A 19449-nucleotide genomic window follows, 5' to 3' on the forward strand; every position below is an offset into this window, starting at 1 on the left:
TCAGGCCGCCGCCAGCGCTTCGCTGACATCGCGGCCGAAGATCAGGCCGGCGCGCAGGGCGCCGATCTCGCCACCGCCGCTGATCAGCTCGCTGTACCAGGTGCCGCCGCGCTTGTCGCCCACCAGCACCGCGCCGACCAGGCGGTTGTCGCGCAGCACCAGGCGGCGGTAGACACCGTTCCCGCGCAGCACCAGTTGTTCGGCAGCGTCATCGAGTTCGCCGGCGCGGTAGATCTCGACGCCGGAAATCTTCAGTTGCGTCGGGTAGTCCTGCAGGCAAAACGGCGGGTGTTGGACGCCGGCGAGCTGCGCGGCGAGCACCGCCGCCTGTTCGCGGATCGGCGCCACCAGGCCGAAGCAGTGTTCGCCGAACTGCGAGCACTCGCCCAGGGCGTAGACCCCCGGTGCCGAGGTGCGCAGGCGCTCGTCCACCCGAATGCCGCGCGCCGTGGCGATGCCCGCCTGTGCCGCGAGTTCGATGTTGGGTGTGATGCCGGTGGCGAACAGCAGCAGGTCCGCGGGCAGGCGCTCGCCGTTGTCCAGGGTGACACCGCACAGGCGGCCGTTGTCATCGGCAGCGACGCCGGCGATCTGCACGCCGAGGTCGAAGTGAATACCGCGCGCCTCGAGGTCGCGCTGTAACTGGGCGCCGCCCTCGGTGTCGAGCTGCCGGTTCATGATCACCGGGTTGCGGTGCAGGACCCGGGTGTCGAAGCCCAGTTCGTTGAGCCCGTGCGCGGCCTCCAGGCCGAGCAGGCCGGCACCCACAACCAGCGCCCGGCGACCGCGCGCCGGCAGGGCGCGCAGCTCGCGCGCATCGCGCAGGGTGCGGAACACTTCGACACCAATGATGCCGCTGCAATCCACCCCCGGGCGGGCCACGCCGGCGCCGGTGGCGAAGACCAGGGCGTCGAAGGGATGTTCGCTGCCATCCGCGCAGCGGGCGGTACGCGCGTCGGTATCGATCGCGCTGACCCGGGTGCCGGTGACGAACTGCACGGTCCCGGGACTATCTGTCTCGGGACTGTCTGTCTCGGGCATGGCGGGCTCGAGCATCGCCGGTTCAAGCATGGCGAGGTCGGCCTCGCTGTTCTCGCCAGCCAGCACGTTGGACAGCAATACGCGGTTGTAGCAGGCCTCGGTCTCGTCGCCGATCACCGTGACGTCGAGGTCGTGCTCCAGCTGTGCCAGCTCCTGCAGCACATAGGCCGCAGCCATACCCGCACCGACGATGACCAGTTTGCGCCGCATGTCGCCAGTCTCAGGCCGCCTGGGTATCCGCGCCGCCGGAGGGGCTGTCGTCGTCCGGGGCCGGTGCCGAGGCATCGCGCAGGGGCGCCGGTTTGGCCTCGCCGCGGGCCTTGGTGTCCGGGTTCACGTGTTTGGCATAGAGGAACTCCAGCACCTGCTGGCGCAGGTGGACGAAATCCGGGTCCTCGGCGAGTTCCAGGCGGTCGCGCGGGCGCGGCAGGTCGATCTGCAGGATCTCGCCGATGGTGGCCGCCGGGCCGTTGGTCATCATCACGATGCGATCGGACAGCAATACGGCTTCGTCCACATCGTGGGTAATCATGATCACGGTGTTGCCGAGCTCCGCCTGGATGCGCATCAGCGAATCCTGCAGCTGCGCCCGGGTCAGCGCGTCCAGCGCGCCGAAGGGTTCGTCCATCAGCAGCACCTTGGGCTGCATGGCCAGGCAGCGGGCGATGCCCACGCGCTGTTTCATGCCGCCGGAGATCTCGCCGGGCAGCTTGTTCATGGCGTGGTCCATGTTGACCAGCTTGAGGTTGTGCTCGATCCACTCGCGGCGTTCGGCGCGGCTCTTGGTCTTGCGAAACACCTGGTTGACCGCCAGCTCGACGTTCTCGTACACGGTGAGCCAGGGCATCAGCGAGTGGTTCTGGAATACCACCGCGCGGTCCGGGCCGGGCTCGTCCACTTCCCTGCCCTCCAGCGCCACGCCGCCCTCGGTGGCGCGCAGCAGGCCGGCGACAATATTCAGCACGGTAGACTTGCCGCAGCCGGAGTGGCCGATCAGCGAGACGAACTCGCCTTTTTCCATTTTCAGGTTTACGTTCTGCAGCGCGCGGAACTTGGTGCCGCCGGTGTTGAATTCGATGCCGACGCCGGTGATGTCGAGATACTTGCCTGCCATTGTCTGTACTCCTCGCTAGCTCTGTGTCGCGTTACCGCAGTACGGCGTTCTTGTCCCAGGTCACCCGCTTCTGCAGGGTGAGCATGAGCTTGTCCAGGGCGAAACCGATAAAGCCGATCACCAGCACCGCGACCATGATGCGGCCCAGGGAATCGGAGCTGCCGTTCTGGAATTCGTCCCAGACGAACTTGCCCAGGCCCGGGTTCTGCGCCAGCATCTCCGCGGCGATCAGCACCATCCAGCCGGTGGCCAGGGACAGGCGCAGGCCGGTGAAGATCATCGGGATCGCCGCCGGGATGACGATTTTGCGAATGTGCGTGAACCAGGGCAGCGCCATTACGCGGCTGACGTTGACCAGGTCGCGGTCGATGCCGGCCACGCCCACGGTGGTGTTAATGAGCGTCGGCCACAGGCAGCACAGGGACACGGTGATTGCCGAATTGAGGAAGGACTTGTCGAACATCGGGTCCTCCGTGGTGTAGGAGGCGCTCACCACCATGGTCACCAGCGGCAGCCAGGCCAGCGGCGACACCGGCTTGAACACCTGGATGATCGGGTTCATCGCCTTGTACATGCCGGCGGACAGGCCGCAGACGATACCCAGCGGGATGGCGATCAGGTTGGCGATGAGGAAGCCCGCCGCCACCGTCCACAGGCTGGTGCGGATCTGGTCGATGAAAGTCGGCTTGCCGGTATAGTCCCGCCACTTGATTTCGGCGTCGGGGTTTTTCTCGAGTTTTTTCGCGTTGCGCTCTTCCTGGCGCTGGTTGAATTCCGTTTCTTTTTGCCGTTCGCGCTGGTGTTCATCCGCCAGGTTCTGCACCTGTTCCCACACCTGTACCGGGCCGGGAAACTGGCCCAGCGAGGTGTCGATCCGGTTGGCGGCAAACTGCCACAGCATCAGGAAGGCGAAAATCCCGATAGCCGGCAGCACCAGGCCCTCGAGGAAGGTCTTGGAGCTGATACCGCTGATCATCTGCCGGTAGCGGTCGTCGGGGCGGAGTGCTGCTGCGTCTGACATGGTGTACATCCTGCGCTGTATGCGTTGCGCCGCCCGCGTGGGGCGGCGCGGTCTTTCGGGTTAGATGGTCTCGTTGCCCTTGAGGCCGATCGGGAACTGCTCCAGATAGGCGTTGGGCTTGGTGCCGTCGTAGACCTTGCCGTCGATGAACTCGGTCTGCGGTGCACGGTAGCCGCTCTCGGTGGCGAACTCGGGGAAGTCGGAGGCATCCATTTCGCCGTCCTCGATCAGCGCCTCGGCGGCGGCCTGGTAGATGTCCGGGCGGTAGACACTCTTCGCCACTTCGTCGTACCAGCTGTCGGCCTTGGGCTCGGCGATCTGGCCCCAGCGGCGCATCTGGGTGAGGTACCAGACGGCGTCGGAGTAGTAGGGGAAGGTCGCGTTGTAGCGGAAGAACACGTTGAAGTCCGGTACCTCGCGCTTGTCGCCTTTCTCGTATTCGAAGGTGCCGGTCATGGAGTTGGCGATCACGTCGTAGTCGGCGCCCACGTACTCGGGACGGGACAGGATCTTCACCGCCTCCGGACGGTTGGCGTTGTCGTTCTCATCCAGCCATTTCGCCGCGCGCAGTAGCGCTTTGACCACGCGGATAGAGGTGTTCGGGTACTTCTCGGTGAACTCCTTGGTCATGCCGAAGACTTTTTCCGGGTTGTTCTTCCAGATCTCGTAGTCGGTGATGACCGGCACGCCGATGCCCTTGAATACCGCCTGCTGGTTCCAGGGCTCGCCCACGCAGTAGCCGTAGATGGTGCCGGCTTCCAGGGTGGCGGGCATCTGCGGCGGCGGGGTGACGGAGAGCAGTGCGTCGGCGCTGAGCTGGCCGGAGATGTCGCCCTTGTGCGGCGCGTAGTAGCCGGGGTGGATGCCGCCGGCGGCCAGCCAGTAGCGCAGCTCGTAGTTGTGGGTGGAAACCGGGAATACCATGCCCATGTTGAAGGGCTTGCCCGCGGCCTTGTATTTCTCGACCACCGGCTTCAGGGCATCGGCCTTGATCGGGTGTACCGGCTTGCCGTCTTCATCGTGGGGGATGTTTTTCTTCATCTCTTCCCACACGGCGTTGGACACGGTGATGCCGTTGCCGTTGAGGTCCATGGAGAAGGGGGTGACGATGTGCGCCTTGGTGCCGAAGCCGATGGTCGCCGCCAGCGGCTGGCCGGCGAGCATGTGGGCGCCGTCCAGCTGGCCGTCGATGACGCCGTCGAGCAGTACCTTCCAGTTGGCCTGGGCCTCGAGGGTCACGTACAGGCCCTCGTCCTCGAAGTAATGGTTCTCATAGGCCACGGCCAGCGGGGCCATGTCGGTCAGCTTGATGAAGCCGAACTTGAGTTCGTCCTTTTCCGGCTCGCCCAGCTCGGCGCTGGCGGACAGCGGCAGGGCAGCTGCGAACAGCGAACCCAGGGCGAAGGCGCCTAGCTGGCGGCGGGTGAGAGAGAGAAATCCTTTGCGAGTCATCATGTACCCCTTGAGTCTCAGTAGTTGAACTAACGAACACTCCCCTCGGGCAGTGCCAGTCGAGGGAGAGCGTCGGTGCTCAGAGGGGAGGATCGCGATGTGGTGTAGCTGTAGCTCTTGTCTAAGTCTTTACAAATACAAAACGTGGGCCAGAAAACCAATAATTCAACAATAACAAATGCTTAATTGAATAACGCCTCGTCCGGGGGTGGCCGCCGACGCGGGATCGTGCACCAAATTCGCTCGTCCGGGCACGCGCCTGCCACCTCTCAGGGCGTGAGCATGAGGTCCGGCCCCAGTTCGATACCCGGCTCGATCTCCCAGACGTCGGCGTGGCGATTCAGCGGCTTGTAGTCCTGGCTCGGGCAGGGCATGCCCAGGTGGCGGGCCGCCTCGCGGTACAGGTCGGTGCGTAGGGTGCGCTGGGCCAGCGCCTTGATATCGGCCGGGTCGAAGCCCTTGCCGAGCAATTCGCCGATGTGTTCCAGCAGCCAGGTGCCGTCGGAGCGCCAGGGGAAGCCGGCCTGGAAGCGGCCGAACACGTGGAAGTGCGGTCGCTCCACCACCGGCCCGCCCTTGCTGAAGGTGAAATGGCCGGTGATCGAGGGGCGCAGCACTTCCTGCGGCAGGTCCAGGTAGCCGGGCTGCGCGAGCACGGCCACGGTCTCCTCGCGGTTGACCGGGTCGGACAGCCAGGCGCAGGCCTCCATCAGCGCCAGGCGCAGGCGCAGGTGTGAACCGGGGTGGCTCTGGTGCCAGTTCTCGGTGACACCGAGCACTTTCTCCACGCCGTTGTTCCAGATCTGGTAGCCGGTGGCCTGCACTGCGCCGATGCCGTATTGCACCGCCATGCTGTTCCAGGGCTCGCCGACGCAGAAACCGTCGATGATGCCGCGCGCCAGGCTGTCGACCATCTGCTCCGGCGGCAGGACGATGATGCGCACGTCGCGCTCCGGGTCGATGGCGCCGCTGCGCAGCCAGCTGCGCAACTGCAGGGTGTGGCAGGAGAAGGTGTGGGCGGTGGCCAGCGTAACCTGGCAGCCGCTCTCGCGCAGGTGCTGGGCGAAGGCCGCGGCGGTGTGCTGGGCGCCGAGCATCGGGTCGCCGCCGTGCGCGGCAATCGCCTGGGACAGGCCCTGGCTCAGGGTGATGGCGTTGCCGTTGAGTGACAGCGCCAGGCCGGTGATCACGTCGGCGCGCATGCCGCCCACGCCCAGCGAGGTCGCCAGCGGCAGCGGCGCCAGCATCTGCGCCGCGTCGAGCACGCCGGCCACCAGCTTGTCGCGCAGGTTGGCCCAGGACACCTCGCGCTGCAGGCTGATGTCCAGCCCGTACTTGCTGTAATAGCCCAGTTCCTGCGCCATGATCAGCGGGGCGCTGTCGGTGAGGCGGATAAAACCCAGGTTGAGTTCGCGCTTCTCCGCCGGAGGCAGGCGCTGTATATCGCTCATCGTTGCCTTCCTTTCGGTTTGCTTCGCTCCAGGATGGAGATCACCTCGCGGGCGGTCTCCCCCAGGGTGCGGTTCTTGTCCATCGCCAGTTTACGCAGGGTGGCGAAGGCTTCCTCCTCCTCCACCTTGTGCAGTGACATGAGCAGGCCCTTGGCCTTTTCCACCAGCTTGCGTTCCTCGAGCTGGCGGCGGGTCTCGTCCAGTTCCTCGCGCAGGTTGTTGAAGGCGGAGAACTGGGCGACCGCAATGTCGATGGCGGCGCGCACCCGGGTGGGATTGATGTCCTCGGCCTGGTAGGCCGTGACCCCGGCGCGGATGGCGTCGGTGATGAAACCCTGGTCCCCGGCCTCGGAGAACATGACCACCGGGCGCGGGTTGTGGGTGGAGGCGATCGCCAGGCTCTCCAGCACGTCGCGGTCCGGGGAGTCCAGGGCGATGATCACCACGTCCGGTTCCTGCTGCGCCATCTGGAACAGCAGGCCGGAGGCGGTGGGAATGACCGACAGCACCTCGAAGCCGACCTCGCGCAGGCGCGCTTCGACGGCGGTGGCACGCGAGAGATCGTCATCCACCAGGATGACGCGCAACACCTTGTTAGCGGGTGAATTCGGCACGGAATACCAGGGCCGGCGGCTCACAGGACGCCGCCGGCACAGCAGACAACGGGATCAGATCTTGAATTGTACCGTCATCCATACCTTGTCGACATCAACATACGCATCGCTGTCGGCGGAGAATCCTGCATATTTCAGCTGCAGGCTGAGGTTGCTGTTCACCGGGTAGGTGGCCACCAGGTCCAGTTCCGTGCCGTAGTCGCCACCGGAGGCGTCGGCGGCGAAGTCGTGGTAGAAGCCAGCCAGCTTCACCGGGCCGATGGCGCCGGCCAGGCCGAAGTAGATGTCCTCGATGCCGTCGCCGGGGGTGACCAGGAACTGGTCGGCCCAGCCCTGGAACTTGTGCAGGGTGGCGAACGGGGTCTTGAAGCCCACGCCGTTGTCCGAGCCAAGCAGTTCGTAGCCCAGGGTGGCGGTGACCGGCCCCAGCGTGAGGCCGCCCTCGGCCATGTAGTAATCGGCGTCGTAGGACAGCGGCGAGTCGCCGGCCTCGGATTGGGTGGCGTAGGCGGCCTTCAGGCTGACCGGGCCGATGGCGCCGGCGTATTCCACGCCGTAGGTGTCGGTGGAGTTACCCACGGAGCGGCCACCCGGGTAGCCGGCGGCCTCGTTGATATCCAGCAGGTAGGCGAAGCCGGTGATGGTGTGCTTCTCGGCGAAGGTGAAGTCACCGCGCAGGAAATGGTTCTCGCCGTGCAGGTTGGCCGGCTGCACCGGGCCGTCGTCCGGGCCGAAGATGCGGTTGACGTTGTACACGTAGGCGTAGTCCAGGGTCAGGCCGCCGCCGCTGTACATGGCGCGGAAACCGTCGTAGGTCTGCTCGTTCTGGCGCCAGCCCACACCGCCGACGAAGCGCTGGCTGCCGTGCAGGATGCGCTGGCGGCCGTAGGTGCCGGAGGCGCCGCTGGCGGCGTACTTGACCCAGGCCTGGTTGACCTCGGTGCCCTCGGGGTCGGCCACCACCGGGTACTCGGTGTTGCCGTTGGAGGTGGAGTTGTAGTTGTCGTCGCCGATGGCGGTGACGTCATCGAACTCGGCGAGGAAGGAAAAACCCTTGTAGGCGGCGGAGGCGAAGGTCAGCCGGCTGCGCAGGGTGGAGGCCTCGGCCTCCTTGTCGATGTTTTCCTGCTCGACGTACTCGAAGCGATAGCGGAAATCGAGTGAGGCCTTGCCCAGGGTGAACATCTCGGTGAAGGTGGTGGGGCTGGGTGCCGCGTCTTCGGCAAAGGCCGGGGAGGCCAGTGCGCCGAGCACTGCGGTTGCCAGGAGGGTGCGTCGCTGGATGGATGCTGCCATTTTTTTGTACTCCTCAAAAACGCAAAAAGCCCGCTCGCGGCACCCGGGTTGGTGGGTGTGCGAACAGGCTTCATTGCCGTGAAACGGATTGTTGGGGACGTCGGCGCCTCTGCAAGTGTCGGGCCAGAACCGACTAAGCTGTTGTTATCCAAGCAATTGATGGTTTTTCCGCTGCGCTGGAGTTCGCTGCGGATTGCCCGGAAATTGTGATTTCGCACAGAAATGGGCACTCGTATGCACCTGTATCGCCCAGCAACCCGGCATACAGGCGTTGTGATGAACGCCCCGGGAAGGGTTGATTCGGGCCCGTCCGCGCGCCTGGGTGTCGGGCCGGAGAGGTGTTTGGAGAGGTGGTTGGAGAGGTGGTTGGAGAGGTGGCAGGAGAGGTGGCAGGAGAGGTGGCAGGAGAGGTGGCAGGAGAGGTGGCAGGAGAGGTGGCAGGAGCGCTACTCGTTGCGGCCGCCTGATAACTGGCACGAGAGTTGCTGTTACATTCCCATAGGCCCGGTTTTCAGCCGTTTTTGCACTAGCGAAGTGCAAATCCCAGCGGTTTCCAGAATCCGGTGCACCAATTTCAGGAATCGACTCCAATGGTGGATGCGCAATTGCGATGCGTTGTCACCGGAGTTGCATGCATTTTCGGCGAATCCCGCCGCCCCATCCTCCCTTGAAGTCCCGCCGTTCCAGGCATTCCTGGCGATATGACGTATCAGGAGATGGGTTATGAGCAAGCGCGAGATAGTAGTTGTCGGCAACGGCATGGTCGGGCACCACTTCGTCAACACCCTGGTGGAGGCCGCCACCGGTGACCGCATCACCATTCTCGGCGGCGAACCGCGCCCCGCCTACGATCGTGTCCACCTGTCGGATGTGTTCGCCGGCCGTTCGCCGGAAGACCTCGCCCTGGCCACCCGCGACACCTATAAAGAGTGGGGCGTCGAGGCGGTGTTCGGCGACCCGGTCGCCGCCATCGAGCGCGACAAGAAAGAGGTAGTCACCGAAGGCGGCCGCCGCTTCGCCTACGACAAGCTCGTGCTCGCCACCGGCTCCTACCCCTTCGTACCGCCGGTGCCCGGCCACGAGCACGAGCGCTGCCTGACCTACCGCACCATCGACGACCTCGGCGAGATCCGCGCCAAGGCGAAGGACAGCAAGATTGGCGTGGTGGTCGGCGGCGGCCTGCTCGGCCTGGAGTGCGCCAACGCGCTGCAGAACCTCGGACTGCAAACCCACGTGGTGGAATTCGCGCCGGGCCTGATGGGTGTGCAGCTGGACGACGGCGGCTCGGCCATGCTGCGGCGCAAGATCGAGGAACTCGGCGTCAACGTGCACACCGGCAAGAACACCCAGCGCATCGTCGATGGCGACGACTGCGCGTTGCGCATGGAGTTCGCCGACGAGTCAGTACTGGAGACGGACATGATCGTGTTCTCCGCCGGCATCCGTCCCTGGGACCAGCTGGCGCGGGACTGCGAGCTGGCGGTGGGTGAGCGCGGCGGCATCGTGGTCGACACCAAGTGCAAGACCTCGGACAGCGACATCTACGCCGTCGGCGAATGCGCGCTGTTCGGCGGGCGCATCTTCGGCCTGGTGGCGCCGGGTTACCGCATGGCGGAAACCGCGGCGGCGAGCGTGGCGGGTACCGACGGGGTGCTGTTCCAGGGCGCCGACATGAGCACCAAGCTGAAGCTGCTCGGCGTGGACGTGGGTTCCATCGGCGATGCCCACGGCCGCACCCCGGGCGCCATGTCCTTCGTGTTCAGCGACCAGCGCGAGAACATCTACAAGCGCCTGGTGACCAGCGGCGACGGCAAGAGCCTGCTCGGCGCGGTGCTGGTCGGCGACTGCGGCGAGTACGACACCCTGCTGCAATACCACCTCAACGACATCGAGCTGCCCGCCGACCCGCAGGCGCTGATCCTGCCAAACGTGGGCGGTGCCCCGGTGGGCCTGGGCGTGGCCGCCCTGCCCGCCACGGCGACCATCTGTTCCTGCCACAACGTGTCCAAGGGAGATATCGTCGGCGTGATCGACGCCGGCTGCTGCTCGCTGGGAGAGGTCAAGGCCGAGACCAAGGCCAGCACCGGCTGCGGCGGCTGCGCCGCGATGCTCAAGAACCTGGTCGACGACGAACTCGCCGCCCGCGGCGTGGCGGTGGATAAAAGCATCTGCGAACACTTCGCCTTCACCCGCCAGGACCTGTACAACATTGTCCGCGTGGAAAACATCCGCAGCTTCGATGCGCTGCTGGACAAACACGGCAAGGGCATGGGCTGCGATATCTGCAAGCCGGCGGTGGCCTCCATCCTGGCCAGCTGCTGGAACGACTACGTGCTGGAGCAGCCGCACGCGCCGCTGCAGGACACCAACGACCGCTTCCTCGCCAACCTGCAGAAGGACGGCACCTACTCGGTGGTGCCGCGCGTGCCCGGCGGCGAGATCACCCCGGACAAACTCATTGCCCTGGGCTACGTGGCCAAGAAGTACGACCTCTACACCAAGATCACCGGCGGCCAGCGGGTGGACCTGTTCGGCGCGCGCATGGAGCAGCTGCCGGATATCTGGGGCGAGCTGATCCAGGCCGGCTTCGAGACCGGCCACGCCTACGGCAAGGCCCTGCGCACGGTGAAATCCTGTGTCGGTTCCACCTGGTGCCGCTACGGCGTGCAGGACTCCGTGGGCATGGCGATCCTGCTCGAGGAGCGCTACAAGGGCCTGCGTTCGCCGCACAAACTGAAAATGGCAGTGTCCGGCTGCACCCGCGAATGCGCCGAGGCGCAGGGCAAGGATGTCGGCGTGATCGCCACCGAGAAGGGCTGGAACCTCTACGTGTGCGGCAACGGCGGTATGAAGCCGCGCCACGCGGACCTGTTCGCCACCGACCTCGACGACGAGACCCTGATCCGCTACATCGACCGCTTCTTCATGTTCTACTGCCGCACCGCGGACCGCCTGCAGCGCACCTCGGTGTGGATGGAAAACATGGAGGGCGGCCTGGAGTACCTGCAGCAGGTGATCATCGAGGATAGCCTGGGTCTCGGCGCCGAACTGGAGGCGCAGATGGCCGCGGTGATCGGTGCCTACCAGTGCGAGTGGAAGACCACCGTCGAGGACCCGGAGAAGGTCGCGCAGTTCAAGTTCTTCGTCAACGCGGACGCCACCGACGAGAACGTGGTGTTCGTGCGCGAGCGCAAACAGGTGCGCCCGGCCACCGAGGAAGAGCGCGCGGCGATGTCCGCGGACATCCTCGCCACCGCTTCCTGACCCACGCGACTACAACTGGAGATTACCGATGAGCCAATGGAACGACATCTGCAGCGTCGCTGACATCCTTCCCAACAGCGGGCGCTGTGCCCTGCTCGGTGGCGACCAGGTCGCCATCTTCCGCGTCGCCGGCGGCGACGGCGACACCTTTTATGCGCTGGCCAATCACGACCCGTTTTCCGGCGCCAACGTCATCAGCCGCGGTATCGTCGGCAGTCTCGGCGAGCGCCTGGTGGTGGCTTCCCCGGTGTACAAGCAGCATTTCTGCCTGGACAGCGGCGAGTGCGTGGAAGATGGCGAAGTGAAGCTGCGTACCTGGCCGGTGCGGGTCGAGGGCGATCGGGTGTTGCTGGCGAGTTGAGCGCTTGCCGGGCCGGGCTTATCCCGGGTCGGACCAGTGCCGGGCCGAACTGTTTATTGCCGGGCCTGAACTGTGTGTTTCCAGGCTGAACTATTTGCTTCCAGGCTGACCTACTGCCGGGTCGAACTGGGCCCCGGCGGTTCGCCGGCGAACGCCTGGCTCATGGCGAAGGGGCTGCTGCGTAATGCGGGTGCGGAGGGCGGCTCGCTCTTGCGCCCTTCGACTGCCTGGCGCGGGGCCTGCTGGGCCTCTTCGCGGTTTTCGCGAGCGGACTGCAGCATGACCGAGGCCAGGGTATCGAATGCGCATCCCCAGGCCTCCCGCTCGGCGTCGGCGAAACGCTGGCCCAGAGCCTGTTCCAGGGTCCACAGCAGCGCCGAGCGCGTGGTGTGGTAGTCCCGTTCGGTCATGCCGAGTTCGGCATAGCGTGCGCCCATCGCCTGCAGCGCGGGGCGCAGGTTGTCCATCAGGTCCAGGGTGGCGATGATGGTATCGAGCAGCGAGGCCATCTGCCGGCTCTGCTCGGAATCTTCCGGAAAGTGGCGGCGCAACTTCGGATCGAGTTTCTGGATACGCTCGTAAAAGAGGGCGGTGAACTGATCCGCCGCGGGCGCGAGCAGGGCCCACGTGTCGGCGATCAATGCAATTTGCTGTGGCGTCACCCAGATCCCTCTTATTAGCGCCCCCGGGAAAAATACGCCCCGCACCTGCTTCCTGCGAAGCTGGAGCGGGGCGCCATTGCCCTGGATGGTGTCAAAGCCGGCCCTCGTCGTCAGGCCCGGGCCGCAAGTGCGGCGACACAGGATTCATAGCAGGAAGCGTGCCACCTACATTAATTCAATAAAAACAGTGGGTTATGTATCTGCCTTGCGGTAGTGCATGATTGATACGGGGTTGCCGGGGGCGCACTTGCACCAAAATGGCCCCCGTGAGGGCGGGGTCACTGCGCGCAGTTTGCCGGCCGCAACTGCGGGTTGCGCACCTGCAGTGTGCCATCGGCCTGGTGCAGGATGCCCAGGCGCAGCTGGTTGATCTGCCGCGGCAGGGTGGCGCGAATAGCCACCCGCTGCCAGTCGCTGGTGCCGATATGGGGTTCGTGCTCGAGTACCGAATTCACCGCGTTGCGCCCGCCCACCAGCGCGGTGAGCACCAGCCCGCCGCCGTCCTTGAAGCCGTGGGGTATGCTCGGCGGCTGCAGGTCGAGGCGGATCTCCGCGCTGTACTCCACCTCCTGGCCCGCCAACGATGTGTAGTCCTGGACGATCTGGGTGAGCAGGAACCAGGGCTCTTTGCCGGTCTTGCGAATGGTCAGTACGCCATCCTCGACGCCGTAGGCGAAGGAGGGCTCCGAGGCGTGCTGGGAGGCGGACCAGCGGCGTTGCGAGCGCGGCCCGCCGAGGGTGGTGAAGCCCGGGTCCTCGAGGATGTCGGCGGCCGCGCAGGCGGCGTCTTTATTCTCCGCGGTGCAGGCGGTGAGCAGGCAGCCCAGGGTCAGTCCGAAGGTCCAGCGGCCGAGCAAAGCAAGCACAGATAATCTCCCGTCAGTGGCCGCGCCGGGCGGCGCGGTCCGCGCACTTTAGCATACCGCTGCGGCGCACCCGCGGGCGTTGCGCGCACCCGCCCGCTGGGCGAGGATGTACGCCCCTGGCGGCGCGGCGGACGAGGTGATGACGCAGTACAAGAACGACAGGCGCGGGCGGCTCGCCGTGGTGGAGGGCCTGCGCGGGCTGGCCGAGCACGGCCTCAACCGGGGCACTGCGGGCAATGTCTCGGTGCGCACCGCCGGCGGCATGTTGATTACCCCGACCGGCCTGTCCCCGGCGGAGCTCTCACCGGGCCACATCGTGCACATGGCGCTGGACGGCAGCGTCGACGCGGAGCAGTTGGCGCCCTCCAGCGAGTGGCGTATCCACGCCGATATCTACCGCGGGCATCCCGGCGTGCACGCGGTGGTGCACTGTCACTCGGCCTACGCGACGATACTGGCCTGTGCGCGCCGCGCGATTCCGGCCGTGCACTACATGGTCGCCGCCGCCGGTGCGCGGGAGATCCCGCTGGCGGACTACGCCACCTTCGGCACCGCGGAACTGTCGCGGGCGGCGGTTGCAGTACTGGCGGACAGCGCCGCCTGCCTGCTCGCCAACCACGGCCAGATCGCCACCGCGGAACACCTGCCTGGGGCGCTGAAACTGGCCGCGCTGGTCGAGGAACTGGCCCAGTGCTACTGGGGCACCCTGGCCATCGGCGGGCCGGTGATCCTCGACGCGGCGCAGATGGACGAGGTGATGGCCGCCTTCGCCAACTACGGGCAGCAGCCGCGTCACGCCGGGGACTGACTGTTGTGTCCAGGATCGCCTTGCACGGCCCGCCTCCCCGGCAGGCCGCCGGTGCAATGGTCGCGCAACCTGTTTGCGGATACCGGCATCCGCGGCGCTCGTGATAACGTAACCAGCTTATGAAACTTTCCCGCGAGATTATCGACAACACCTACACGCTGCTGGCCGAGGACGAGGACGCGCGAGTGTGCAAGGGCATCCCTGAAAGTGCCTGCAGCGAACAGCCCCGGGCCTTCGTCGCCCAGCTGGCGGCGCAGACCCTGACCAAGTTCGGCGACGCCCTGGTCAGCAGCCGCCTGGTGCTGGCCTGGATGCTGACCTCCATCGGCTCGCCCGCGGCGCTGATCGCCCTGCTGGTGCCCCTGCGCGAATCCCTCGCCCTGCTGCCGCAATTGTTTGTCGCCCAGTTCATCCGCGAGCACGCCGTGCGCAAATGGTTCTGGGTGGGCGGCAGCATCGGCCAGGCGCTGGCCCTGCTGGGGATGATCGTCGCCCTGCTTTCCCTGCCTGGCCCCACCGCCAGCGTGGTGATCGTGGCCCTGCTGGCCGTGTTCAGTCTGGCCCGCGGGGTGAGTTCGGTGGCGGCCAAGGACGTGCTCGGCAAGACGGTGTCGAAGTCGCGCCGCGGCCGCCTCACCGGCCTCGCCGCCTCCGCCGCCGGGCTGGCGACCCTGGCGACAGCCGCGGTGCTGTGGCTGCTGCCCGGTGCTGGCAGTGGCGACGGGCACGTCGGTATGTTCGCCGCGATCCTCGGGCTCGCCGCGACCCTGTGGTTGCTGGCCGCCTGGGTGTATGCCGGCGTGCCGGAGGTGCCCGGTGCCACCGAGGGCGGTGGCAATGCCTTCACCGAGGCCCTGCGCAGCCTGTCCCTGTTCTGGACCGACGTCCAGCTGCGCGGGTTTATCGTCGCGCGCATGCTGCTGGTGGCCAGCGCCTTTGCCATTCCCTACATCGTTGTCCTGGTGCAGCGCGCCGGCAACGGCGGGGTCGGCGACCTCGCGCTGATGCTGTTCGCGGAAGGTGCCGCGGGGCTGTTGTCCGGCCCCTTCTGGGGGCGCTGGTCGGACCGCGCCGCGCAGCACGTGATGGCCGCGGCGGCGGCGATCACCGCGCTGATCATCATCGCTACCCTGGCGCTGGATGGCCTCGCCCCCGACTGGCTGGCGCTGCCGCTGACCGGCCCGCTGCTGCTGTTCGTGGCGGCGGTGGCGCACCACGGCGCACGCGTCGGCCGCAAGACCTACCTGGTGGACATGGCGGACGGCGACAATCGTGCCGAGTACACCGCGGTGAGCAACTCCATCATGGGCATCTTCCTGCTCGCCGGCGGCGCCCTCGGCCTGCTCGATGCCGCCTTCGGCACCGCGTCGGTGCTGGTGCTGCTGCTGGCGGTCGCGGTCGGCGCGGTGCTGCGCGCGCTGGCCCTGCCGCGGGTGGACTGACGCCGGTCACAAAATAAATCACTTGATTTAAATTATCCTGGGGCGTTAGCATGCCGCCGGGATGCAGGCGTTCGCCCTGCTGCAACACTTACGGCCATCGTCGCAGCCATCGCTGTGGGCAGGGTCACGGTAAGGGTCACGACAGGGGTTGCGGCAAAGATCACGGAAAGGCACAGCGGCGCAGCGTATGGACAGCAAACACAAGCCAGCGAGACAGGACTCGCGCAGCGAAGCCACGCGGCAGGCGATCGTCGAGGCCGCGGAGAGCCTGTTTGCGCAGGAGGGGATCGACGCCGTTTCCCTGCGTCGCATCGGCGCCCAGATCGGCGCCGGCAATACCGCGGTGGTGGCCTATCACTTCGGCGACAAGGCGTCGCTGATCACCGCCATCCTGCACCACCGGCTGCCGGAGTTCGAGGCGCGCCGCGCGCAGCTGCTGGCCGGTCTGGACGCCGACACGGCGGACCTGCTCGCGGTACTGCGCGCCCTGTGGCTGCCCGTGTTCGAGCAGCGCGACGCGCGCGGTAAGCACAGCTACGCGGCCTTCCTCGCCAGTCTCGGCCGCTCGCAGTGGGGCTGGCTGTGGTCCGGTGCCGAGCCCATCGTGCCGGTGACCCTGCAACTCGGGCGCATGCTCGAAGCGCGGGTGCCGGAGGCGGCACGGCCACTTTTCAGCGAGCGCACCATGGCCTGCACCGCCCTGATCACCACCATGCTGGATACCCTCGACCGGGACGAGGGTGTCTCCGCGCGGCGCGAACAGGCCCTGTTCGAGGACGCGCTGCGCATGGCCGCGGCTGCCCTGGCGGCGCCCGGCGAATAAAAAACCCGGAATAACAATAACCAGGCAAAGGTCTACAGGACCTGCGGAGGACTCTATGAACAGTGTTGGCAAGCCCGGCACCGGTGCATCTGGCGGAAAACAGGGACTGGAGGTGGCCCGGGTGGCGGGCAGCATCGGCGCGCAAGTGCGCGGCCTGCGCCTGTCCGGCGAGCTCGATGCGGCGACCGTCGCCGCCCTGCGCGCGAGCCTGCTCGAGCACAAGGTGCTGTTCTTCCGCGACCAGCAGCACCTCGACGACGCTGCCCAGGAAGCCTTCGCAGCGCATTTCGGCGAGCTGCAGAAGCATCCCATGGTGGCGGCGGCCGGCGGTTCCGCCGCGCTGCTGGAACTCACCGAAGGCTACTCCGCCTCCGTGTGGCACACCGACCTCACCTTTGTTACCGAGCCCTCGGCTTTTGCCATCCTGCGGCCAGTGGAGCTGCCGCCCTGCGGCGGCGATACCCTGTGGGCGAACGCCGCCGCGGCCTACCAGCGGCTGCCCGCGCCGCTGCGGGTACTCGCCGACGAACTGTGGGCCATCCACGCCACGGACTTCGACTTCGACGGCAATTTCAGCGACGCCTACAAGGCGAAGATGAAAAACTACGGGGCGAACACGGCGAAACACGTCGACCAGGTCGAGCACCCGGTGGTGCACGTGCATCCGGAGACCGGTGAGCGCTCGCTGATCCTCGGCTCCTGGGTGAAGCGCTTCGTCGGCCTCAACAATGCCGAGTCGGCGAAGATCTTCGAGATTCTGCAGTCCTACATCACCATGCCGGAGAACACCGTGCGCTGGCACTGGCAGCTGGGCGACGTCGCCATGTGGGACAACCGGGCGACGCAGCACCGCGCGGTGCCGGACTACGGCGACGCACCCCGCGTGCTGCGCCGGGCCACGGTGCTCGGTTCGGTGCCGGTGGCGATCGACGGGCGCGGCAGTCACCGCCGGGTCGCCTGAGGTGGCTGTCCCCACGGATACCCTGCTCCTGCGCTGACGTGCCCGCCGCCGATTTCCGCGCCGAGCTGCGCCGCAGCTGGCGAGCGCTGCTGGCCACCTCCCTGGGCCTGGGTTCGGGGATGGCCCTGCATCCCTTTGTTCTCAACGTACTGGCCCCGCACCTGGTGGAGGGCATGGGCTGGTCGCGGGCGGATTTCGCCCTGGCCGGCATGGCCGCGGGCCTGGCCGTGTTCTCCTACCCGCTGGTGGGGCGGCTGGCCGATCGCTTCGGCGTGCGGCGCATCGGCAGTATCGGGGTCGCGGCAACGGTGTGCAGTTACCTGGCCATCGCCGCGCTCAACGGCCCGCTCGGCTGGTACGTGGGTATCCTCGCCCTGCAACTCACCCTGGGGGCGATGACCACCGGTCCGGTGTTCCTGCGCCTGGTGGTGCGCAACTTCGATCGCAGCCGGGGTCTCGCCCTGGCCATCGCCGTCTCGACCCCGGCGGTGGTCGCGGCGCTGGGCAGTCCGTTGCTGGCGGCGCTGATCGAAGCGGCGGACTGGCGCACTGGCAGTGTCGCAGTCGCCATCTACTGTGGTGTCACCGGCTGTGCGGCGCTGCTGCTGGTGCCGGACCCTGCACCGGTCGCGGAAGGCGCGCCGGCGGCGGCCGACGAGGCCGCGGTCGATACCGGTGGTTTTCGCGCACTGCTCGTGGACCCACGTTACCGCAGGCTGTTGCTGGTCACCGTGCTGGTGAGCATGCCGCTGGTGCTGACCAGTTCCCAGCTGGCACTGGTGCTGGTGGACAACGGCATGGGCATGGCGCTGGCCGGCAGCGTGGCCGGGCTGTTCCCCGCCGGCACCATCGCCGGGCGGCTGCTTGCGGGGCTGGCCCTGGACCGCTATTCCGCCCGCGTGGTCGGGGCGGTGGGCCTGGCGCTGCCCGCGCTGGGTATGTTGCTGATCGTCTCGCCCCTGGACTCGGTAGCCGCACTGTCCACGGCGGTGCTGCTGATGGGCCTGGCCTTCGGCGCGGAGGGGGACATCCTCGCCTACATCACCTCGCGCTATTTCGACCTCGACAACTACGGCACCGCCCTCGGCACCCTGTTCGCCGCGGTCGGTGCATCGGCCATGCTCAGCGCCCCGCTGCTGAGCCTGAGCCTTGGCCAGGGTGCGGGCTACACCGGCTTCCTGCTGGTCGCCTCCTGCAGTGTGCTGGTGGGTAGTGCCGTATTGCTCGGCCTGCGCGGCGAGGTGCGGCGCTGAGGCCGCTCAGTTGCCGATCGCTTCCGGGGTGGCCATGCCGAGTTCCGCCAGCGCGTCCCACAACTGGGTCGGCACCTGCGCGCGCAGCCCGTCGAGGTTGCGCTGCAGGCTGCTCATGGTGCCCACCCCGAGCAGCACGCTGGCCACCGCCGGGTGGGACAGCGGAAACTGCAGTGCTGCCGTGGCCAGCTCGACACCGTACTCGCCGCACAGTGCCTGCATGCGCGCGACCACCTCGCACACCTCGCCGGAGGCCTCGCCGTAGTTGTAGTGCGCGCCGGGCACCGGGCCGGTGGCCAGAATACCCGAGTTGAACACGCCGCCGGCGACGATCGACACCTCGCGGTGCAGGCACTTGTCCAGCAGCGGCAGCGCGGCGCGCTGCTCCAGCAAGGTAAAGCGGCCGGCCAGCAGGAAGGCATCCGGGGCGGCGTAGTCCAGGCACTGCAGGCAGGTCTCCACCTGGTTCACGCCCAGGCCATAGGCGGAGATCACCTGCGCGCCGCGCAGTTCCTCCAGGGCGCGGATGCCGCCCTCGCGCAGGTCGCGCAGGCGTGCGGCGTGCTCCTCGCCGTGGATCATCTGGTCGATGTCGTGCACGTAGAGAATGTCCACGCGATCCAGCCCCAGGCGCTGCAGGCTGTGCTCGTGGGAGCGCATGATGCCGTCGTAGGTATAGTCGTAGACCACGTTGAACGGCGCCGGGTCGAGGAAGATGCCGTCCTCCTCGACCGCGCCGCGCGCCGGTTCCATGATCCGCCCGACCTTGGTCGACACGATAAACTCGTCGCGCGGCAGCTCGCCGAGGAAGGCGCCGAGCCGGCGTTCGCTGCGCCCGCGGCCGTACACCGGGGCGGTATCGAAGTAGCGGATGCCCCCCGCCCAGGCTGCCTCGAGAATGGCAGCGGCCTCGGCGTTGCTCATGCGGCGGAAGAAATTGCCGAGGCTGCCGCCGCCGTAGCTGGCGACGCTTACCTCGAGTCCGCTGGCGCCCAGCGGGCGCCGTGTGGATGGGTCCAT

The 19449-nt window shown here is 67.0% G+C and carries 17 protein-coding genes; 7 read left to right on the forward strand and 10 right to left on the reverse strand.

Annotated features, from left to right (window positions below; all coding sequences use genetic code 11):
* The 7 genes from E4634_RS12020 to E4634_RS12050 all read right to left on the reverse strand — a co-directional run bounded on the left by E4634_RS12020 (nucleotide 1) and on the right by E4634_RS12050 (nucleotide 7989).
* On the reverse strand, nucleotides 1-1251 hold the full coding sequence (locus tag E4634_RS12020; protein WP_167854879.1) for an NAD(P)/FAD-dependent oxidoreductase: 1251 nt from the start codon (nucleotides 1249-1251) through the stop codon (nucleotides 1-3).
* A 10-nt stretch (nucleotides 1252-1261) separates the two neighbouring features.
* A complete protein-coding gene (locus E4634_RS12025; RefSeq protein ID WP_135444210.1) occupies nucleotides 1262-2155 on the reverse strand; it encodes an ABC transporter ATP-binding protein in 894 nt (297 codons plus the stop codon).
* A 31-nt stretch (nucleotides 2156-2186) separates the two neighbouring features.
* Nucleotides 2187-3131 (reverse strand): ABC transporter permease, encoded by a 945-nt coding sequence (locus E4634_RS12030; protein WP_434783504.1) that lies wholly within the window; start codon nucleotides 3129-3131, stop codon nucleotides 2187-2189.
* A gap of 105 nt (nucleotides 3132-3236) precedes the next feature.
* On the reverse strand, nucleotides 3237-4628 hold the full coding sequence (locus E4634_RS12035; protein WP_135444213.1) for a CmpA/NrtA family ABC transporter substrate-binding protein: 1392 nt from the start codon (nucleotides 4626-4628) through the stop codon (nucleotides 3237-3239).
* Nucleotides 4629-4897: 269 nt separating this feature from the next.
* Complete coding sequence (locus tag E4634_RS12040; protein ID WP_135444215.1) at nucleotides 4898-6079, reverse strand: CmpA/NrtA family ABC transporter substrate-binding protein; 1182 nt, start codon at nucleotides 6077-6079, stop codon at nucleotides 4898-4900.
* Nucleotides 6076-6693, reverse strand: coding sequence for an ANTAR domain-containing response regulator (locus E4634_RS12045; RefSeq protein WP_240725164.1), 618 nt, complete (start codon nucleotides 6691-6693; stop codon nucleotides 6076-6078). Before E4634_RS12045 ends, E4634_RS12040 begins: the two co-directional genes overlap by 4 nt.
* A 54-nt stretch (nucleotides 6694-6747) precedes the next feature.
* Nucleotides 6748-7989 (reverse strand): alginate export family protein, encoded by a 1242-nt coding sequence (locus E4634_RS12050; RefSeq protein ID WP_135444217.1) that lies wholly within the window; start codon nucleotides 7987-7989, stop codon nucleotides 6748-6750.
* A 723-nt stretch (nucleotides 7990-8712) separates the two neighbouring features.
* On the opposite strand from E4634_RS12050, the gene nirB reads away from it, so the two are divergent.
* Both nirB and nirD read left to right on the forward strand, forming a co-directional pair.
* Nucleotides 8713-11253, forward strand: a complete 2541-nt coding sequence (nirB, locus tag E4634_RS12060; RefSeq protein ID WP_135444220.1) for a nitrite reductase large subunit NirB — start codon at nucleotides 8713-8715, stop codon at nucleotides 11251-11253.
* A gap of 28 nt (nucleotides 11254-11281) precedes the next feature.
* The gene (nirD, locus tag E4634_RS12065) at nucleotides 11282-11614 is read left to right on the forward strand and encodes a nitrite reductase small subunit NirD (RefSeq protein ID WP_135444222.1); all 333 of its coding nucleotides are present in this window, start codon (nucleotides 11282-11284) and stop codon (nucleotides 11612-11614) included.
* 110 nt (nucleotides 11615-11724) lie between these two features.
* Here the strand turns inward: nirD and E4634_RS12070 are convergent, their stop codons facing one another.
* Both E4634_RS12070 and E4634_RS12075 read right to left on the reverse strand, forming a co-directional pair.
* A complete protein-coding gene (locus tag E4634_RS12070; RefSeq protein ID WP_167854880.1) occupies nucleotides 11725-12255 on the reverse strand; it encodes a globin domain-containing protein in 531 nt (176 codons plus the stop codon).
* 299 nt (nucleotides 12256-12554) lie between these two features.
* Nucleotides 12555-13142 (reverse strand): hypothetical protein, encoded by a 588-nt coding sequence (locus tag E4634_RS12075; protein ID WP_135444225.1) that lies wholly within the window; start codon nucleotides 13140-13142, stop codon nucleotides 12555-12557.
* A 106-nt stretch (nucleotides 13143-13248) separates the two neighbouring features.
* Here E4634_RS12075 and E4634_RS12080 point away from each other — a divergent pair, with 106 nt between their 5' ends.
* From E4634_RS12080 to E4634_RS12100, 5 genes are all read left to right on the forward strand, one after another.
* Nucleotides 13249-13950 (forward strand): class II aldolase/adducin family protein, encoded by a 702-nt coding sequence (locus E4634_RS12080; RefSeq protein WP_135444227.1) that lies wholly within the window; start codon nucleotides 13249-13251, stop codon nucleotides 13948-13950.
* Between the two features lie 119 nt (nucleotides 13951-14069).
* Nucleotides 14070-15392, forward strand: coding sequence for an MFS transporter permease (locus tag E4634_RS12085; RefSeq protein WP_135444229.1), 1323 nt, complete (start codon nucleotides 14070-14072; stop codon nucleotides 15390-15392).
* Between the two features lie 187 nt (nucleotides 15393-15579).
* Nucleotides 15580-16215, forward strand: coding sequence for a TetR/AcrR family transcriptional regulator (locus tag E4634_RS12090; RefSeq protein WP_135444231.1), 636 nt, complete (start codon nucleotides 15580-15582; stop codon nucleotides 16213-16215).
* Nucleotides 16216-16270: 55 nt separating this feature from the next.
* Nucleotides 16271-17176: a TauD/TfdA dioxygenase family protein gene (locus E4634_RS12095; RefSeq protein WP_135444233.1), complete on the forward strand. Its 906-nt coding sequence runs from the start codon at nucleotides 16271-16273 to the stop codon at nucleotides 17174-17176.
* A gap of 38 nt (nucleotides 17177-17214) precedes the next feature.
* Complete coding sequence (locus E4634_RS12100; protein ID WP_135444235.1) at nucleotides 17215-18429, forward strand: MFS transporter; 1215 nt, start codon at nucleotides 17215-17217, stop codon at nucleotides 18427-18429.
* Nucleotides 18430-18435: 6 nt separating this feature from the next.
* Here E4634_RS12100 and E4634_RS12105 read toward each other — a convergent pair whose 3' ends face one another.
* Nucleotides 18436-19449: an aldo/keto reductase gene (locus tag E4634_RS12105; protein ID WP_135444237.1), complete on the reverse strand. Its 1014-nt coding sequence runs from the start codon at nucleotides 19447-19449 to the stop codon at nucleotides 18436-18438.

The organism is Mangrovimicrobium sediminis (assembly GCF_004745945.1).
Taxonomy (GTDB): domain Bacteria; phylum Pseudomonadota; class Gammaproteobacteria; order Pseudomonadales; family Halieaceae; genus Mangrovimicrobium; species Mangrovimicrobium sediminis.

Excerpts from the sequence above, each read along its gene's own strand:
- E4634_RS12020 (WP_167854879.1), bottom strand. The coding sequence starts at position 1,251 with ATGCGGCGCAAACTGGTCATCGTCGGTGCGGGTATGGCTGCGGCCTAT.
- E4634_RS12025 (WP_135444210.1), bottom strand. The coding sequence starts at position 2,155 with ATGGCAGGCAAGTATCTCGACATCACCGGCGTCGGCATCGAATTCAAC.
- E4634_RS12030 (WP_434783504.1), bottom strand. The coding sequence starts at position 3,131 with ATGATCAGCGGTATCAGCTCCAAGACCTTCCTCGAGGGCCTGGTGCTG.
- E4634_RS12035 (WP_135444213.1), bottom strand. The coding sequence starts at position 4,628 with ATGACTCGCAAAGGATTTCTCTCTCTCACCCGCCGCCAGCTAGGCGCC.
- E4634_RS12040 (WP_135444215.1), bottom strand. The coding sequence starts at position 6,079 with ATGAGCGATATACAGCGCCTGCCTCCGGCGGAGAAGCGCGAACTCAAC.
- E4634_RS12050 (WP_135444217.1), bottom strand. The coding sequence starts at position 7,989 with ATGGCAGCATCCATCCAGCGACGCACCCTCCTGGCAACCGCAGTGCTC.
- nirB (WP_135444220.1), top strand. The coding sequence starts at position 8,713 with ATGAGCAAGCGCGAGATAGTAGTTGTCGGCAACGGCATGGTCGGGCAC.
- nirD (WP_135444222.1), top strand. The coding sequence starts at position 11,282 with ATGAGCCAATGGAACGACATCTGCAGCGTCGCTGACATCCTTCCCAAC.
- E4634_RS12080 (WP_135444227.1), top strand. The coding sequence starts at position 13,249 with ATGTACGCCCCTGGCGGCGCGGCGGACGAGGTGATGACGCAGTACAAG.
- E4634_RS12085 (WP_135444229.1), top strand. The coding sequence starts at position 14,070 with ATGAAACTTTCCCGCGAGATTATCGACAACACCTACACGCTGCTGGCC.
- E4634_RS12090 (WP_135444231.1), top strand. The coding sequence starts at position 15,580 with ATGGACAGCAAACACAAGCCAGCGAGACAGGACTCGCGCAGCGAAGCC.
- E4634_RS12095 (WP_135444233.1), top strand. The coding sequence starts at position 16,271 with ATGAACAGTGTTGGCAAGCCCGGCACCGGTGCATCTGGCGGAAAACAG.
- E4634_RS12105 (WP_135444237.1), bottom strand. The coding sequence starts at position 19,449 with ATGGACCCATCCACACGGCGCCCGCTGGGCGCCAGCGGACTCGAGGTA.